This window comes from Acerihabitans arboris, assembly GCF_010131535.1.
Lineage (GTDB): Bacteria > Pseudomonadota > Gammaproteobacteria > Enterobacterales > Enterobacteriaceae > Acerihabitans > Acerihabitans arboris.
The window spans coordinates 138,604-156,564 of the sequence record NZ_WUBS01000014.1 but is presented as its reverse complement, the minus strand read 5'-3'; the positions used below and the strand labels follow the sequence as shown (position 1 = coordinate 156,564).

The 17,961-nt window shown below is 53.5% G+C and carries 17 protein-coding genes; 8 read left to right on the top strand and 9 right to left on the bottom strand.

What is annotated here, in order from left to right; genetic code table 11:
* The first annotated feature begins 36 nt into the window (after positions 1 to 36).
* The 4 genes from glpX (at position 37) to tpiA (ending at position 3,570) form a co-directional block, all read left to right on the top strand.
* Positions 37 to 1,047: a class II fructose-bisphosphatase gene (gene glpX, locus GRH90_RS19165; protein WP_162367562.1), complete on the top strand. Its 1,011-nt coding sequence runs from the start codon at positions 37 to 39 to the stop codon at positions 1,045 to 1,047.
* A gap of 236 nt (positions 1,048 to 1,283) precedes the next feature.
* Positions 1,284 to 2,030 (top strand): ferredoxin--NADP(+) reductase, encoded by a 747-nt coding sequence (gene fpr / locus GRH90_RS19160; RefSeq protein ID WP_162367561.1) that lies wholly within the window; start codon positions 1,284 to 1,286, stop codon positions 2,028 to 2,030.
* Positions 2,031 to 2,131: 101 nt separating this feature from the next.
* Positions 2,132 to 2,677 (top strand): DUF1454 family protein, encoded by a 546-nt coding sequence (locus tag GRH90_RS19155; protein WP_162367607.1) that lies wholly within the window; start codon positions 2,132 to 2,134, stop codon positions 2,675 to 2,677.
* Between the two features lie 125 nt (positions 2,678 to 2,802).
* Entirely contained in the window at positions 2,803 to 3,570 is a 768-nt protein-coding gene (gene tpiA, locus GRH90_RS19150) for a triose-phosphate isomerase (protein WP_162367560.1), read from the top strand.
* A 143-nt stretch (positions 3,571 to 3,713) separates the two neighbouring features.
* Here tpiA and rbsR read toward each other — a convergent pair whose 3' ends face one another.
* From rbsR to pfkA, 9 genes are all read right to left on the bottom strand, one after another.
* Complete coding sequence (rbsR, locus tag GRH90_RS19145) at positions 3,714 to 4,715, bottom strand: ribose operon transcriptional repressor RbsR (protein WP_162367559.1); 1,002 nt, start codon at positions 4,713 to 4,715, stop codon at positions 3,714 to 3,716.
* 8 nt (positions 4,716 to 4,723) lie between these two features.
* On the bottom strand, positions 4,724 to 5,644 hold the full coding sequence (gene rbsK, locus GRH90_RS19140) for a ribokinase (protein ID WP_162367558.1): 921 nt from the start codon (positions 5,642 to 5,644) through the stop codon (positions 4,724 to 4,726).
* A gap of 76 nt (positions 5,645 to 5,720) precedes the next feature.
* On the bottom strand, positions 5,721 to 6,608 hold the full coding sequence (gene rbsB / locus GRH90_RS19135; protein ID WP_162367557.1) for a ribose ABC transporter substrate-binding protein RbsB: 888 nt from the start codon (positions 6,606 to 6,608) through the stop codon (positions 5,721 to 5,723).
* Positions 6,609 to 6,632: 24 nt separating this feature from the next.
* A complete protein-coding gene (rbsC, locus tag GRH90_RS19130; protein ID WP_162367606.1) occupies positions 6,633 to 7,601 on the bottom strand; it encodes a ribose ABC transporter permease in 969 nt (322 codons plus the stop codon).
* Positions 7,601 to 9,112 (bottom strand): ribose ABC transporter ATP-binding protein RbsA, encoded by a 1,512-nt coding sequence (rbsA, locus tag GRH90_RS19125; RefSeq protein WP_162367556.1) that lies wholly within the window; start codon positions 9,110 to 9,112, stop codon positions 7,601 to 7,603. The genes rbsC and rbsA overlap by 1 nt, the downstream gene beginning before the upstream one ends.
* A 7-nt stretch (positions 9,113 to 9,119) precedes the next feature.
* The gene (gene rbsD, locus GRH90_RS19120; protein WP_162367555.1) at positions 9,120 to 9,539 is read right to left on the bottom strand and encodes a D-ribose pyranase; all 420 of its coding nucleotides are present in this window, start codon (positions 9,537 to 9,539) and stop codon (positions 9,120 to 9,122) included.
* A 187-nt stretch (positions 9,540 to 9,726) separates the two neighbouring features.
* A complete protein-coding gene (locus GRH90_RS19115) occupies positions 9,727 to 12,522 on the bottom strand; it encodes an OspG family effector kinase (RefSeq protein ID WP_162367554.1) in 2,796 nt (931 codons plus the stop codon).
* Between the two features lie 343 nt (positions 12,523 to 12,865).
* The gene (locus GRH90_RS19110; RefSeq protein ID WP_162367553.1) at positions 12,866 to 13,855 is read right to left on the bottom strand and encodes a sulfate ABC transporter substrate-binding protein; all 990 of its coding nucleotides are present in this window, start codon (positions 13,853 to 13,855) and stop codon (positions 12,866 to 12,868) included.
* Positions 13,856 to 14,145: 290 nt separating this feature from the next.
* Complete coding sequence (gene pfkA, locus GRH90_RS19105) at positions 14,146 to 15,108, bottom strand: 6-phosphofructokinase (protein ID WP_162367552.1); 963 nt, start codon at positions 15,106 to 15,108, stop codon at positions 14,146 to 14,148.
* A 583-nt stretch (positions 15,109 to 15,691) separates the two neighbouring features.
* Here pfkA and GRH90_RS19100 point away from each other — a divergent pair.
* The 4 genes from GRH90_RS19100 (at position 15,692) to GRH90_RS19085 (ending at position 17,603) form a co-directional block, all read left to right on the top strand.
* Positions 15,692 to 16,003, top strand: a complete 312-nt coding sequence (locus tag GRH90_RS19100) for a type II toxin-antitoxin system RelE/ParE family toxin (protein ID WP_162367551.1) — start codon at positions 15,692 to 15,694, stop codon at positions 16,001 to 16,003.
* Positions 16,004 to 16,303, top strand: a complete 300-nt coding sequence (gene nadS, locus GRH90_RS19095; protein ID WP_162367550.1) for a NadS family protein — start codon at positions 16,004 to 16,006, stop codon at positions 16,301 to 16,303.
* A gap of 708 nt (positions 16,304 to 17,011) precedes the next feature.
* Positions 17,012 to 17,290 (top strand): helix-turn-helix domain-containing protein, encoded by a 279-nt coding sequence (locus GRH90_RS19090; protein ID WP_162367549.1) that lies wholly within the window; start codon positions 17,012 to 17,014, stop codon positions 17,288 to 17,290.
* Between the two features lie 76 nt (positions 17,291 to 17,366).
* The gene (locus tag GRH90_RS19085) at positions 17,367 to 17,603 is read left to right on the top strand and encodes a DNA polymerase V (protein ID WP_178113233.1); all 237 of its coding nucleotides are present in this window, start codon (positions 17,367 to 17,369) and stop codon (positions 17,601 to 17,603) included.
* Positions 17,604 to 17,961 lie beyond the last annotated feature (358 nt).

Here is a 17,961-nt window from a genome sequence, read left to right as displayed (position 1 = left end):
CCAAACTTCTTTCAGGTCGATACGCAAGGTTTAAGCATGAAACGTGAATTAGCCATTGAATTCTCCCGGGTTACGGAAGCCGCCGCGCTGGCTGGCTATAGCTGGCTGGGCCGCGGCGACAAAAACGCGGCGGACAACGCCGCGGTCCAGGCCATGCGCATCATGCTCAACCAGGTACAAATCGACGGGCGAATTGTGATTGGCGAGGGCGAGATTGACGAAGCGCCGATGCTCTACATCGGCGAAGCCGTCGGCACCGGCCAGGGAGACGCGGTGGATATCGCGGTCGATCCCATCGAAGGCACCCGCATGACGGCCATGGGCCAGGCCAACGCGCTGGCGGTATTGGCGGTCGGTGAAAAAGGCGCTTTTCTGCATGCCCCTGATATGTATATGGAAAAGCTGGTGGTCGGTCCCGACGCCAAAGGCGCCATCGACCTTAACCTGCCGCTGGACCAAAACCTGCGCAATATTGCCCGCATCTTGAACAAACCGCTCTCGCAGCTGACCGTGGCCATCCTGGCCAAACCCCGTCATGATGAATGTATCGCCGGTTTGCAGCGGCTTGGCGTGCGCGTGTTTACCGTTCCCGACGGCGATGTGGCCGCGTCCCTGCTCACCTGTATGCCGGACAGCGAAGTGGATGTCATGTATGGCATCGGCGGCGCGCCCGAGGGGGTCATCTCGGCGGCGGCCATCCGCGCGATGGACGGCGATATGCAGGGCCGGCTGTTGCCCCGCCATCAGGTCAAAGGCGATAACGAGGCCAACCGCCGCATCGGCGCCGACGAACTGGCGCGCTGCGCCGCCATGGGCATCAGCGCCAATACCGTGCTCAGGCTCAACGATATGGCGCGTAATGACAACGTGGTTTTTTCCGCCACCGGCATTACCAAAGGGGAACTGTTAAACGGCATCACCCGCAAAGGCAATCTTGCCACCACCGAAACGTTGTTGATTCGCGGCAATAGCCGCACTATCCGGCGCATTGCTGCCACCCATTACCTTGATCGCAAAGATGCCGCCTTGCACCCCTTTATTCTTTAAACAGTGGATTTTGCGCGGCGGCATCATTTATAGAACGAATCCTTAACATTTACCCATGCCCCTCTGGATGCCGCTGCCGAATTAGCTGATAATGACGCGTTCGCGGTAATTAAGGTGGCGCAGGGGAACATGCCGGCGTTTACCTTGTCTGCAATCATCATTAGCCGCTGTGACAGAGTGGGGAATCATTAGCCGGTCCGGGTACCGGCCGGGAAGACCAAGGGGAAAAGATCGTTATGGCTGAATGGGTGACCGGGAAAATCATACATGTGGAACATTGGACGGAGAGCCTTTTTAGCTTAACCGTCAATGCGCCCGTAGATCCTTTTACCGCCGGCCAGTTTGCCAAGCTCGGGCTGGAGATTAACGGCGAACGCGTACAGCGCGCGTATTCATACGTCAACGCGCCGCACAGCGATAACCTGGAATTTTACCTGGTTACGGTGCCCGAAGGTAAGCTCAGTCCACCGCTTCACGCCTTGCAGCCGGGGGATACGCTAATGGTGACCAAGGAGGCCGCCGGCTTTTTTGTCCTGGATGAAATCCCTGAATGCGACACGCTGTGGATGCTGGCGACCGGCACGGCATTGGGGCCGTTCCTGTCTATCCTGCAGCAGGGGGAAGGCCTGGAGCGTTTTAAGGATATCGTCCTGGTGCACGCCGCGCGTTTCGCCCGCGATCTCAGCTACCTGCCGATGATGCTTGAACTACAGCAGCGCTTTAATGGCAAATTGCATGTCCAAACGGTGGTCAGCCGCGAGGCGGTCCCCGGCTCGCTGACCGGCCGTGTCCCGGCGCTGATTGCCGACGGCTCTCTTGAAGCCGCGGTCGGGCTGCCGCTAAATGCCCAAACCGGCCATGTCATGCTGTGCGGTAACCCGCAAATGGTACGGGACACCCAGCAGATATTAAAAGATACCCGCGAAATGCGTAAGCATCTGCGCCGCAAACCGGGTCATATTACCAGCGAACATTACTGGTAAGCGCCGCGCAGCTGTTTAGCGGGCGGCGCCAAGCCAATGGGAAGCTACAGGTTGTGAAGATAAAAATCCGTGTCGCCGTCCCGGCCCTGCTGCTGGGATTAATGTGTCCGATTGCGACGGGCGCGGCGGCGGAAGCCGCCGCTGATACCTCGTCCCCCGCGCCTTATCTCCTGGCCGGCGCGCCGACCTTTGATTTGACGGTAGTAAAATTCCGCGAACAGTATAATGCGCGCAATCCCGCGCTGACCATTGGCGAGTTCCGGGCGATTGATAGCCGCAACGACGGCATCAACCTCACGCGTGCCGCCAGTAAAATTAACGAGACCCTGTATGCCTCCACCGCGCTGGAAAAAGGCAGCGGCAAGATCAAGACCTTGCAACTGACCTACCTGGCGGTGGAAGGGGGCAGCGAAAAAGCGGCGCGCGCCGTGGCCGTAAGTTATATGGCCGCGCTGCTGCGGGAGTTTGAGCCGGGCTTGACCGTGGCGCAAAGCAACGCCCGGGTGGCCGACCTGCTGGCCAAAGGCAAGGGTTCGCGCTTTTTCCAGCAGTCCTGGGGCGCCTTGCGTTATGTCGTGGTCGATAATGGTGACAAAGGTCTCACTTTTGCCATAGAACCAATCAAACTCGCGCTGTCCGAGCCCTGATCGGCCCCGGTTTAATGACAAAAAACAAAGCCACCGCGACGCTTTCTCTCTATACTGGGGGCAGGTAGTACTGTCCCCGGACAGTCAATTTTTTTGTTTCGCGTTTCCTGATTGGAGAATATAAGATGCGACATCCGTTAGTGATGGGTAACTGGAAGCTGAATGGCAGCAAGCATTTGGTGAACGATTTGATCGCCGCGCTGCGCTCTGAGTTGAGCGGTGTTGTAGGCTGCGGCGTGGCTATCGCGCCGCCGGTAATGTACCTGGAACAGGCCAAGCGCCAGCTTGCCGGCAGCCAGTTGGCCCTGGGCGCGCAAAACGTCGATACCAACCTGTCCGGGGCATTTACCGGCGAAGTCTCCGCCGACATGCTCAAGGATATCGGTGCGAAATATATCATTATCGGCCACTCCGAGCGCCGCACCTATCATAAGGAAAGCGACGAACTCATCGCTGAAAAATTCGCGGTACTGAAAGAAGCGGGCCTGATCCCGGTGCTTTGTATCGGTGAGAGCGAAGCGGAAAACGAAGCCGGCCAAACCGAAGCGGTTTGCGCCCGCCAGCTTGACGCGGTACTGAACGCCCTGGGCGCCAAGGCCTTTGATAACGCGGTTATTGCCTATGAACCCATCTGGGCTATCGGTACCGGCAAATCGGCGACTCCGGCACAGGCACAGGCGGTACATAAATTCATCCGCGGCCATATCGCCAAGCACGATGCCGCGGTAGCGGAACAGGTTATTATCCAGTACGGCGGTTCGGTGAATGCCGGCAACGCGGCGGAACTGTTTACCCAGCCGGATATCGACGGCGCGCTGGTAGGCGGCGCCTCGCTGAAGGCGGATGCCTTTGCGGTCATCGTCAAAGCGGCGGCTGAAGCTAAACAAGCCTGAGATAACGCCATGGGCAGGTTAGCGGCGCGATAGCCGCCCGGCCTTGGCGTGCTGTCGGCAAATCAACCGGAAACCGGGCCTTGAAGACCGGGTTGCCGGTTTTTTTTCGCCTCAACCCGGACGGAACGGCTTTTACCGCCGGCTCAACAACGGCCAACCGACGCCCGTTCCACCAGTTCGGGGGTCAACACCAGCACCTGGGGTTCGGTATCGGGATGTTGTAACCGGTAAAGCAGGGTGTCGATCGCCAGCTCGCCCAAAGAATCTTTCGGCTGGTTAATGGTGGTCAGCGGCGGGGTCAGGTATTTTGCCAGCTCGATATCATCGTAGCCGATGACCGCCATATCCTTAGGGACGGACAGGCCGGCTTGGAACAACGCCTGGTAGGCGCCCACCGCCACAGCGTCGTTACCGGTAAACACCGCGTGGGGCGGCTCCGTTAACGATAAAAGTTGCTGCATCGCCGTCACGCCGCCGCCGAATTCGAAATCGCTGAAAACCTCATAACCGGCCGGTATCGCAAGCCCGGCGCGCTCCATGGCCAGACGATATCCCTGCAGCCGATGGCGCGCGGTGGTTTTATCCTGGGGACCGGAGATACAGGCGATCTTGCTGTAACCGCGCGAGATCAGGAATTCAGTAGCCAGGCAGCCGCCCAGTAACGAATTATCCTGGATGATATCCAGCGCGTCTTCAAACGGCGTCCAATCCATCATCACAATCGGCAACGAAGGATAACGACGCAGCGCCAGTCGGGAGGGCCGGTTATTTTCGGTACACATGATAAGCAGCCCGTCGACGCGTTTTTGCAGCAGCGTTTCCATGCTGCGGCTCATGCGGTCGGCATCCTCTTCGGTATTACACAAGATCAGGCTGTAGCCGCGCTCATAGCAGCTGCGTTCAACGCCATGCACCACTTCCGCATAAAACGGGTTATTACTGGAGGTAATCAGCATCCCGATGGTGCGCGTCTGGTTTATCTTCAGGCTGCGGGCTAAGGCCGACGGCGCGTAGTTAAGCTGTTCCACCACCGCCAGCACCTTATCGCGCACCGCATCGCTGACAAAACGGTTGTTATTGATGACATGCGATACGGTGGAAGTGGAAACGCCCGCCAGGCGGGCAACATCCTTCATGGTGGCCAAATAAGCTCCTAATCCTGTAAAAAAGCGTCGATTTCGTCGCGCCACGGGATCGACGGCTGCGCGCCGGGGCGGGTCACCGCTATTGCGGCGGCGGCGTGGGCGAACCTGACGGCGCTACGCATATCCCGGCCTTCAAGCAACGCCGTCATCAGCGCGCCGTTAAAGGTATCGCCGGCCGCGATGGTATCCACCGCGCGGACCTTGAATCCGGGCACCAGCACGCCGTTGCCGCCTTCGCTAAGCCATACGCCCCTGCTGCCAAGCGTAATAATAACAGTGGTTATGCCTTTGTCGTGCAATACCTGCGCGGCGCGGGCGGCGGCGGCGTCATCGCTGATAGTCACGCCCGTCAGCTGTTCCGCCTCGGTTTCATTAGGAGTGATGATATCCACCAAGACCAGCAATTCGTCCGGCAGCTGACGCGCCGGGGCCGGGTTTAATATGACCCGGGTCTGGTGATCCCGCGCCAGCCGGGCGGCGGCAATCACCGTATCAAGCGGAGATTCCAACTGCATCAATAATGCCGAGGCGTTGGCGACCACCTGCTCATAGCGGGCCAGATACGCCGGCGTTACCGCGGCGTTGGCACCGGGATCGATGCCGATGACATTTTCGCCTTCAGCGTTGACGAAAATCAGCGCTACGCCGGTAGCGGCGCCGGCGCTGGGTTCCACCGGCCGGACGTCGATGTTGTCCGCCTGCAATTGCCGGCGGATGCTCGCGCCGATATCATCGTCGCCCACGCGGGCAATAAACGCGATATCCGCCCCGCTCCGGCCGGCCGCCACCGCCTGGTTGGCGCCCTTGCCGCCGAACGCCACCCTATAGTTGCCGCCAATCACCGTTTCACCGGGACGGGGAAAGTGTTTAAGGTTGAGAATATGATCCGCATTAATGCTGCCGAGAACCACCAGCTGTTTGATTGCCATCGCCTGTATCCTGATTAGATGCGTTATCGCCGGGATACGGCGATAACGCAGGGCCCTGCGGTTGAAGTTTTACGGCCTATTTGGTGACCAGCTTCAGGGCAACCGGGATCACCGCATCCACTTTTTCGCCCTTCAGCACTTTGTCGGCGGTTTCCACGCCGATAATGCCGATCTGGTCGGGCTGCTGGGCCACGGTGGCGGCGAGTTTGCCGCTTTGCACCGCTTTGATGCCGTCGGCCGTACCGTCGAAACCCACCACCAGCACATCGGTTTTATTCACGGTTTGCAGGGCGCGCATGGCGCCCAGCGCCATCTCGTCGTTTTGCGCAAATACCGCCTGCACGGTCGGGTGCGCGGTCAGCAGGTTTTGCATCACGTTAAGCCCTTTGGTGCGATCGAAATCGGCGGGCTGGCTGGCCAGCATATTGAACTTATACCGATCGGCGGACTGTTTAAACCCTTCGCCACGCTCGCGCGCCACCGAGGTGCCGGCAATACCTTCCAGCTGGATAACCCTGGTATTCTGGCCCAGCTTTTCACCGATAAAATCACCGGCCATTTTGCCGCCTACCCGGTTGTCCGAGGCGATATGGCTGACGACGGTCCCCCTGCTGGCCTTACGGTCCAGGGTAATCACCGGGATTTTGGCCTGGTTGGCAATGATTACCGCGTTACCCACCGCGTCGGAATCGCTTGGGTTGATCAGCAGCAGTTTAACACCGCGCACCGTCAGGTCCTGCACGTTCGCCAGCTCCTTGGCCGGGTTGTTTTGCGAGTCGAGCACCACCAGTTGATACCCCAGTTTATCCGCTTCCTGCTGCGCGCCGTCTTTCATCGACACAAAGAACGGATTGTTCAGGGTGGAAACCACCAGCGCGATACTATCCTTCGCCAGGGCATTGGCGCTCAGGGTGGCGCTTAACGCAACGGCGGACATCAGAACGGCTAATTTTTTCATTTTCATTTTTATCATTCCTGCGGGGAGAGGTTATTTACTGCTTTTGTTATCCACCAGCACCGCCAGCAAAATCACCACGGCTTTAACAATCATCTGGTAGTAGGAGGAAACGCTTAATAAATTCAGTCCGTTGTTCAGGAAACCCAGGATCAGCGCGCCAATCAGCGTCCCCATGATGCGGCCTTTGCCGCCGGACAGGCTGGTGCCGCCCAGCACCACCGCGGCGATGGCATCCAGCTCATAGCCGGTGCCCGCCGTAGGCTGCGCCGACGATAGGCGCGCGACTTCGATAACGCCCGCCAGGGACGCCAACAGGCCGCACAGCGCATAGACGATAATCTTGACCCGGTCGACGCTGATGCCGGACAGGCGCGTCGCGGCCTCATTGCCGCCCAGCGCGTAGATATAGCGGCCCAGGCGGGTATGGTGCAGCATGTACCAGGCGGCAAGGAACACCACGGCCATGATCCATACCGGCGTCGGCACGCCAAGGGGGCGCCCGATGCCAAACCAGCCGAACGCGTCGGCCGCATCGCTGAAGCCGGTATTGACCGGGCTGCCGTTGGTGTACACCATGGTGATGCCGCGCAGCAGCAGCATCATGACCAGGGTGGCGATAAAGGCCTGTACCTTGCCCTTGGCCACGATAAGGCCGGTCACGGCGCCGATGGCCGCGCCCAGCGCCAGGGAGGTGGCCACCGCCGCCAAAACGTTCATTTCCAGCCCGACCACCGAGGCGGCTACCGCGCCGGTGAGGGCCAGCAGCGAACCGACGGACAAATCAATGCCGGCGGTAAGGATCACCAGCGTCATGCCCACCGCCATAATGGCGTTGACCGAGGTCTGCTGGAGAATGTTGAACAGATTGTTCAGGGTAAAGAAATTGGAACTCATCGAAGAGACCACGGCGATCAGCACCAGCAGCGCAATCAATGATTTTTGCTCCAGCAGCCAGGCTTTGCTGATGCCGCGTTTAACGGGGATGGTCCGGGAATTCATCACTGATTCTCCTGCATTGGACGATAAAGCTTGCCGACGGCCGCGGCCATCAGCACTTCCTGGGTGGCCTGCTCGATGGGGAATATGCCGCTTAGGCGCCCCTCGTGCATCACCATGACGCGATCGCTCATGCCAAGGACTTCGGACATCTCGGAGGACACCAGAATGATGGAGAGCCCTTCCTGCTTAAACTGATTGATCAACTGGTAAATCTCTTTCTTGGCGCCCACGTCGACGCCACGGGTCGGTTCATCCAGGATCAGCACCTTGGGACGGGTCATCAGGCCGCGCGCAATGGCGACTTTTTGCTGGTTGCCGCCGGACAGCAGGCCGATAGGCTGCTCCATCGACGGCGTTTTAATATTAAATAAACGAATAAAATCCCCCACCGCCACCCGCTCGTCGGCGTGTCTCAGCCAACCGGCCTGATGGCTGAAATAGCGCAGGGCGGTCAAGGTCATGTTCTCCTTAACCGACATGCCAAGCACCAGCCCGTCACGCTTGCGGTCTTCGGAAATATAGACGATGCCGTTGGCCAGCCCATCCTGCGGCGTCCTGGCAGCCACGGCGCGTCCGTCAAGCGTCACGCTGCCGCCGGTGCGCCTGGCGGCGCCATATAAGGTTTTCATCAGTTCGGTACGACCGGCGCCCATCAGCCCGGCACAGCCCAGGATTTCACCCTGGCGCAGGGTAAAACTGACGTCATGCACACCGGGGCCGGACAAGTGGCCGACCAGCAGACGCTCCGCGCCCGGACGCTGCGTTATGCGCGGATACTGTTCCTCCAGGCGGCGGCCCACCATCATTTCAATCAGCTGGTCTTCCCGCAGTTCGTTTACCGGCCGCTCGGCAATAAACTGTCCGTCGCGCATTACCGTGACATCGTCGCAGATCTCGAAAATTTCCTTTAACCGGTGGGATATATACACGATGCCGCAACCCTGCTGCCTGAGCTCCCTGATGACGCTGAACAACGAGGCCGTTTCGGTATCGGTCAGGGCATCGGTCGGCTCATCCATGATAATTACCTGGGACTTGAAGCTGATGACCTTGGCGATTTCCACCATCTGCTGATCGCCGATCGACAATTCACCCACCAGCCGGTGGCTGCTGTAGCTCAGGTTCAGGCGGGACAGCAGCCGGTCCGCTTCGCTGTACATCCGCTTCCAGTCGATGCCGCCGAACCGGTTAAGGAATTCGCGGCCCAGGAAGATATTTTCGGCAATCGTCAGTTCGGGGATCAGGTTCAGCTCCTGGTGGATAATACCGATCCCGGCCTCCTGGGAAGCCTTAGGTCCGCTGAATATGACCTCCTGGCCCAGAAAAGAAAGCGTGCCGGCGTCTTTGCTGTAAATACCGGTCAATACCTTCATCATGGTTGATTTACCGGCGCCGTTTTCCCCGACCAGGGCCATCACGCGGCCCGGATAGACCGTCAGCGCAGCGCCGGAAAGCGCCTTGACCCCGGGGAACGACTTGTCTATTCCTGTCAGTTGCAATAACGGTTGCATGGATGCCTCAGAAGGTGACGCCGGAGCAGAGGATAACGTTGGCAAAGGGCGAGCACTCCCCGCTGCGAATAACGGCCCGGCTGTGGGTGGTCTGCGTTTTAAACGCCTGGTGGCTGATATAGTCGATGCCGATGGTATTGCCCTGTGATTGCTCAAGCCGGGACAGCCGGGTCAGCAATGCCTGATGCAGCGCGGAATTATGCGCGGCCATTTCGCTGGCAATGATGGCCCTCTCCACCTGCATCTCACTGGTCACGACGTCGAACACCTGTAAAAATCCCGGCACGCCCTGGGTCAGCGCCAGATCGATCCTGGCGGTGGCCACGGGTATGGGCAGCCCGGCGTCTGCAATGACGATTTCATCGGTATGGCCTAAGCGGGAAATCAACGCGGAGACGTCGGCGTTAAGCAATAACCCTTTCTTCATGTTCAAACCCTCCCAGCGAAACGTTTCGCTAGGCTGAAAATAATCATTAATCCTGTCGGCCACAAGTACGGGATATCAAAAACGTGATCGCCATCGAAACGTTTCGCTGGCCAAGGCTTAAACCGGACGACATACCATCACGGGTTAATGGCCGATACCGCTCGCTGCTGCGGATATGCATACTCCGTTACGTGACGTCGGGCCTTAACGCAACCATTTTATGTTCTATCTCATCAATAACACTGTTCCAATCATCTTCTCCCAATCTATTTTGCATATGTTTGTAGTAGCTGCCGCTTCTGAAATAACTCGGTTTTATATTAGTGATGTCGATGGGAAAAAACATGTTACTCTCACCATCCCACATAATATTTCCCGTATGAAGATCTGCGTGAATAATGTTCTCGACATTCATTTTCTCCAGCATATCCACATATCGTTCAATCGCATCGCGCGGCAGTGAGCCTTCGGGGACAGACTCCAGTGTTCTACCTGGAATTTTATACATTCTGTTGTAAACATTGCCTTTATCGTCTTTAAAAACTTTCGCCGAGTCAGGACCGTAAAATTGACGGAATGTTTCGGCTTCTTTTTTCGCCAATGCTTCAATATCGATATCGCTATCTTCATCTGAACGGGCATGCATTTTTTTGATATAAAAATCTGGATCTTTTGCATCCTTCAACACCAGGCCAAAATCACCTTCACCCACGGTCTCTCCAAAAGAGAACTCATGCACTATGCTCTCATCGTCAGGATCAAACACACGCACGCTCATATCTTGGGTTGAGCCTGAAGGCTCGTTTCGGGGGCTGATTTTAAATCTTTTAGCCCACGGCGGAATAGTGCCGTAATGTTCTATGTCCAAAGCAAACGAACGCTCGTTAAACAGGCCGTTGGTAGGGAAACGGTACTGGGCCAGCAACATTTTGGCTTGCTCAAAACTGAATCCATCTACTTCCTTGAGAATATCGATGGCGGCTTTTCGCTTTCTGACCCCGCCGTGTCCACTCATGCCGACCTGGCGAAGATCGTAAATCCGCTCTTTATAGGTTTCTACGTGGAATTTATTTTTCCTGAATCGAAGCATAATTTTACGATCGTTATTTATCAGAAAATATTTATTATATGAATCTGAGTATTTTTTAATTTTTATAAATTTATTTTTTATTTTTAGATGTGCATTATTATTAGCATCCCAACGCAGGCCTTTCTCATCCGGCGCCGATAAATGATGGGCGCTTATGCCGTCAGCTGTGAGCTTTTTGCTGATAGCGCGTCTTAACGTTTTGCCGGCATGGACTGAGGTAGCTTGCTCAAATAACCACCGGCGCCCGTCAAATTCGACCGGATGCCCGCGCCGGCGGGGCATTGATCTATTATATATTTCGTATTTAATGCCGCGTTCAGGCACGACCACCTCACGAACGGGCACCAACTCTCCCTTCAGCTCGATAACTTTCATCAATGGGACGTGGTTGCCATAGGCGGCGTCTTTAGGCCTGACCTCGATAATCTTGCCTAAGCCATAATATGGCTGGTGAAGATTATCAACCGAAATATAATAATGATCGTTATTAAAATCAATTTTCAATGAATTAATGATTTTTTCTTGTTTTTCCTTGAACACGGGTTTGTGATTATGAGTACCAAGATGCCATGAATGGCTTATTTTTTCCCTATACACCGGCACCCGTGATTCCGTACCGTCACGGTTATGCAATTTCAGTTCAGGCGTTTTTTTAACGCTGTTAAAGGTCAGCTCATAATTTTCGTTATATAATCGTAAAAATTTCTTGCCATCCTGTATTTTATAATCAAACCCCTGTCTCGGAGGAATATTACCCTCGATATTAATTTTATCATTTATCACGTCAAAATACACTTTCCGGTCGGTTTTCCCCGGTTTGCCCTGCTGCGCTGGTGTAATGACATATTCGCCGGTTTTCGCTTCACGCACCGTCAGGGTTGAACCTTCCCGGTCGACCGCCAGATGTTTCACCGTATTGATTCCCGCCGGCAGCCTCTCATGTACAAAGGCCCCATCAGGTTCAAAAACATGGGTCCCCGCCAGTTCCCTGGGTTTGGGATGAACAAGTGAGTTGAAAAAAGCCCGGCGATCGGTGATGCCCACCTCGGTATTAAACAGCAGATTGGCCAGTTCTTCCGGCGAAAAATCGTTCCACACGCAGGCGCTGTCGCCGTTAATGGCATGGCCGGCGACATCGAGGGATTTTGATGAGGTATATTTTATAACCGGATACGCTCCCATGGTGAAAAACCCAAGGATAATGTCTTGCCCAAGATTGGCGATTTCAAGCAGCGTGGCTTGCGTCCGGGACAGTTCACCCTCGCCCTGGATAAGCGCCTTCAGTTTCTCGACGATACCGCGCATCGGATTCCTGACGTATTCGCCTGCAATCAGAAGACTGTCCCCTAACACCTTCCCTTGGAGGGTTTTGGTCCTGATGTGGCAATGGTTTTCAATAAATTCCCGGTATTCCCGCGCACGCATCCCCGATGATCTATCAATAGCTATTCGCTTGCCCCGGCGAGCTGTAGTCATGGCTGGCGAAAAATAGACATAAGGAACGATCCCCCGGTGCTTGCTGTTATCAGGTACGGGTCCCCGTCCGCCCAGCATATTCTGTAAATGCCGCCGTTGGGCCTGGTCCCGCATCTCACAGATTTTAAAAGCGGGTAATCCCGCCGCCGCGCCGCCGGACGTCACCGGCCGGCCGGGTAGCGGGAAAACAGCGCCAGGGTGCGACGACGGCGATGGAAGTAAGCAGCTGATTGATGCGTTAGCCACCAGCGCCAGCGCATGGAGTAACAAATGCGCCCTGGCGGCCGCTACCGGGTCGCCCGGCGACGCGGCCATACGGCTCAACTTGCGCCGCATTTTTTTATCACTGACATTACCATGGGTTTGGTTGTAATAGCGTCCGGTATTGACCCTGTGCTGAATGGCGGATAAAGGCATACTCTGGATCCCTCCCTTCTTAATACGATGAAGTCATTTAAATTGCGGTACCGGAGCGGCAACATAAAACGATAAGAAGCCAATTATTCAATAGCAGGATGTCATTTTATGAGCTGATGTTGGCTTGATTAACGCTATCTCGCATAAATAAATCAGCCTGTCCCAATTGAATATAAAAAATATATGATTAACGGCAGATTAACGGAACCGCTTAAAGCAGTAATGGCGGGATGAGGATGAGAAATAACATTTTGATGGCAGTCCAACAAATGATAAAAAACCGATCGGGGCAACCGATCGGTCATTATTTGTAGCGAAGAGATGCTTGCGGATTTACCCGGCGTTAGCGCTGGCTGATTTGATCGTAACTGCCGCCGGTCGCGAAATGGATTTTTTGCACCTGCTGCCAGTCGCCGAAATCGTCCTTAAGCGTAAATAATTTTATCTGCGGGAACTCCTTGGCAAACTCCTTGGCAACCTGCGGGTCGCGCGGTCGATAATAATTCTTGGCGGCGATACGTTGGCCTTCCGTTGAATAAAGATACTTCAGGTATTCGGTCGCAATATCGCGCGTGCCCCGTTTATCGACCACCTTATCCACCACCGATACGGTAGGCTCAGCCAGAATGGACTCGCTCGGCGCCACGATATCAAATTTATCTTTGCCTACTTCATTGACCGCGAGCAGCGCTTCGTTTTCCCAGGCGATCAGCACATCACCTATGCCGCGTTCCACAAAAGTATTGGTGGAAGCGCGCGCGCCCGAGTCCTGTACCTCGACGTTTTTAAACAGGGCTTTGACAAAGTCCTGGGCCTTCGCCTGATCGTTATTATTATGATGCAGGGCATAACCCCAGGCGGCCAGGTAATTCCAGCGGGCGCCGCCGGATGTTTTTGGATTTGGCGTAATGACCGAAATACCCGGTTTGATCAGATCGGGCCAATCGTGGATTTGCTTCGGATTGCCTTTACGCACCAGGAACACAATAGTGGACGTGTAAGGAGCGGAGTTATCCGGCAGGCGCGAAATCCACTTTTTATCGATACTGCCGCGCTCGGCAATGGCATCGACATCGTAAGCCAGCGCCAGCGTCACTACATCCGCTTCAAGACCGTTGATAACCGAGGTAGCCTGTTTGCCGGAACCGCCGTGTGATTGGCGAACGGTAACCTTGTCGCCGGTCTTGGCCTGCCAATATTTGCTGAATGCCACATTATAGTCCTGGTATAACTCACGCGTCGGGTCGTAGGATACATTCAGTAATTGAATATCCTTCGCCAGCGTGCTTCCTGATAATAAAATCAACAACAACCCTGCTTGCCATTTCGACATCATTCCGCTCCCCAAGAGATTTTTTTTCATATGAATAGTGCATAACCAGAGAGTGTCAGAAATCGCTCCGTGTTTTAAAGAATAAAAACGCAATTTATATAAGCAAAAGAGCTAACCGGGGTGGGAAGCTAAAAATGGGGTTGCCGATTAGGTATCGACCGGACAGGGAGGCTGGAGGCAAACAAACCGCTAAGGCCAGTGGAGAATGGCGGCGGCCGGTCGGTCTCGTCCCTGAGAACCAGGCGGAGGGCCAACGCCTGAAAGCGTTGTTACGCCCTGCTTGCAACTGATTAATACAGTTTTTTAGCGCATTCCAGCAAATCGCTTTTAAACGGCCGCTTCATGTTTTCAATGGCATCGACGATGTCATGGTGAACCAGCTTTTCGTTTTGCACGCCGACACAGCGGCCGCCGTAGCCTTGCAACAACAGCTCAATAGAAAAGGCGCCCATGCGCGAGGCCAGGATGCGATCGTAAGCCACCGGGCTGCCGCCGCGCTGGATATGGCCCAAAACCGTGGCGCGCGTTTCACGTCCGGTCTCTTTTTCAATATATTGCGCAAGTTCGGCTACGTTACAGATATGCTCGGTGATGGCGACAATGGCGTGTTTTTTGCCTTTGGCGATACCGGCTTTGATTTCATACACCAGATCGTCGGGTTTAAATTCGACTTCCGGCAGCACGATAAATTCACAGCCGCCCGCGATAGCCGCCGACATCGTCAGGTCGCCGCAATAGCGGCCCATGACTTCAACAATGGAAATGCGCTGGTGCGAAGAAGACGTATCGCGCAACCGGTCGATCGCCTCGACCACCGTTTCAAGCGCGGTGAAATAACCGATAGTGTAATCGGTGCCGGCGACGTCGTTATCAATGGTGCCGGGCAGGCCGATACAAGGGAAACCCATTTCAGTGAGGCGTTTTGCCCCCATATAGGAACCGTCGCCGCCGATGACCACCAAGGCGTCAAGCCCGCGTTTATTCATGTTTTCGATAGAGATGGCGCGGGTACCTTCTTCCCGGAACTCAGGGAAGCGGGCAGAGCCAAGAAAGGTACCGCCACGGTTAATCATATCCGACACGCTATAGCGGTCCAGCTTGCTCATCCGATCCTGAAACAAACCGAGGTAGCCGTCATAGACGCCATAGACTTCCAATCCCTCGGACAGTCCGGCGCGAACCACGCCCCGGATCGCTGCATTCATGCCTGGTGAATCACCGCCGCTTGTCAGTACACCGATTTTCTTAATCATGACTACCTCTGAACTTTAGATATAATTGTAGAATACACTATGCCGGCTGGATATCGGGGCCCATTTACAACAAGGCCCTTGGCTTATGGTAAAAATAGTATATCAATTCCGTTTAGCTGAATTGATTCAGGTCAGGCAAATTCCGACTATCATCGCGATTTAGGCCATATGATAATGCATTACATTTCCGCTTGCCCGCGCTTTCTCCCGGGGCTAATTCTAAGGGATCGCGGTAACCGCAGCCGCTTATAACCATAATGCCGATTCGTGGCGGATACAGCATTGCAGTTGATAACAGATGTTGCAAACATAGCGCCGTTAAACATCGCTGTTTCGATTATTTATACTAAAATTAAGATAAAAAAAACCCCACCTTTCGGTGGGGAAGACAGGGATGGTGTCCATCATTTCCTGTTAAACATATGAAATAAAAGGATTTATTTTATGCAATGTCCACACATTGACCACATCGACCAAAAATAAAAACAAGACCCCGCAACGCGGGGTTTATTCTATTGTACGCCATTGACTTATAGAAGCATGGTGTTAATCTATGATTATCATACGCCATTGACGCATAGCCATGTTATTTATTGAGTCTGATATTTTTACTGAGGATGTCAAAGAACTACTGACCGACGATGAATACCGCGAGTTTCAGACGTATCTAGCGGCAAACCCTGATAAAGGGGATGTGATCCAAGAAACTGGCGGCTTGCGCAAAATTCGCTGGTCTGCGGCGGGTAAAGGCAAGCGTGGAGGGGTTAGGGTGATTTATTATCACAAAGTCGCCGAATCTCAATTACGAATGATTCTAATTTACAAAAAAGGTATCAAGGACGACCTGAGTTCGGACGAAAAACGGCAGCTACGTGAATTGAATAAGGGGTGGTAAATGGATAAGAAATTATTTGAACGTCTCAAAGAAAGCATGGTGCAAATGAATGAAATTACCGAGGGCTCAAGGGCCCCGGCAAGAGAAACGAGCGTGATCGCCGTGCGAGTGAAAGAAATTCGTCACGCGACCGGGCTTTCCCAAAGCGGATTTGCCAAACTGATATCTGTCAATGTAGACACACTGAAAAATTGGGAGCAAGGGCGGCGCGATCCCACCGGCCCGGCTAAGGCGTTGCTGCGCGCAATTGAACGCGATCCACAACATGTTATCCCGGCGCTTTCTGCTGGTGAATGTTAACCCTGCTTGTCAGTTCTTGGTAACTTGCAATAGGGTTTAATTGATTGAAATAAAAGGATTTATTTTAACTAACGTCCACACATTGACCACATCGACAAAAAAGCCCTGGGAAACCGGGGCTTTTCATTGCATGCCGGTTATGTTCAGCACTTGATTATGCATTGCGGAAAAACAGTAGCAGAACGAAATGCAGTGCTACGGGCGACGGCGGCAAGATAAGCGGGCCTTGATAATTGGGCATTAAAAGTATTCATGAATAATTTATTCTATCTTTAATGAGTTGCTTATAAAGTCCTGAACCTTTTTTCAAACTGATATTCTTTATACCAAATCGCTCTAATACTATTTGATAATGCTCCAATATGTCATTTCCAATATTCCGATCAGATAAACAACAATAAAGCGGTGGTTTTCTATACGGTTCAATGAACATGTAGTAATAACTAAATAAAGTACTCCAGCCTATGAATATTTTAACCGGACCGCCAACAGTTTCACCCATCAAACTATAATGCATTTGAATGCTCTTAATAAATATTGAAACATACATATCATTTTTTGCAAAAAAAATGCCGCCCTTAAAGACGGCTAAGAAGGAGGCTTTTTACATCCCTTTTATTATCACGACTAATGTCAACAACTTGTTTACAGCACCATGTTAGAAATCTGCTAGACATGCGTCAAGTAAAATTTATCTGACGTTAAACAATGATTGGCTATCGACTGAAAAGAGCGCGGCTAGCCGCGAAAATGTCACAAACAGAACTTGGGATAGCTGCGGGCATTGAACCGGAAAGCGCAAGGCAACGGGTGTCACATTATGAAACGAGTCAACGTACCCCTCAATTCCAACTGGCGTGCCGGTTTGCTGATGTGTTGGACGTTCCCGACTGCTATTTTTATATCCGAAGTGAAGATTTTGCAAAAAAAGTGCTGGAACTATACAGGCAGGAAAAAGCAGCGGGAAAATGGGATGGTGTTAAATAAGCAATTGATGCCTCACATACTGTAATTATATACAGTTTATAGTATGCTCTCGTTTGAATCTAAAGGAGAGCAGATCATGCCTAGAATGTACGAAATCCCCGCAGCATTTGATCATGCTGTAAAACGCGCAAAAGACGGGCGCTATACTGTTACCACGCGCGATTTTATCGATGAATTACGCAAGTTAAATCATCACTTTGGCCCAAAAGAAGCTAACGCCTGGATCGCATTTTATAGGGGCGGTTGGCGGCTTTACGACGAGGGCGAGCAAAATTTTAACGTCTATACAAAATTCAATCCGCACTCCAGATAAACCGCCAAGCGGTGATCGTGGCATTGCGCTTTTTTGCTGCCACTGACCAGTAGCGCACTTGACTACAAGCCGCGCCGTACTTAGGTTTCATCAGAAATGCCCTTTTTTGCAACTTCCCCGCCAGCGATAGCTGATCCTCACGGAATTGGAACGATCCTTTTATATTTTAATGGGTTATTAAATTCAACAACTTACATAAATCCCTTCGATCTTTCAAAAAGATGCAAAACAGATCACAGATTGCAATAGCCCTTTGCGGGCAAGACCCCAGCGGCGCTGCGGCCTGGCGATAGTGTTTGCAGTATTTGAGTTTTGCAAAAATATTCGATCACGAAACGGGCAGGCGGGTGCGGTGTAG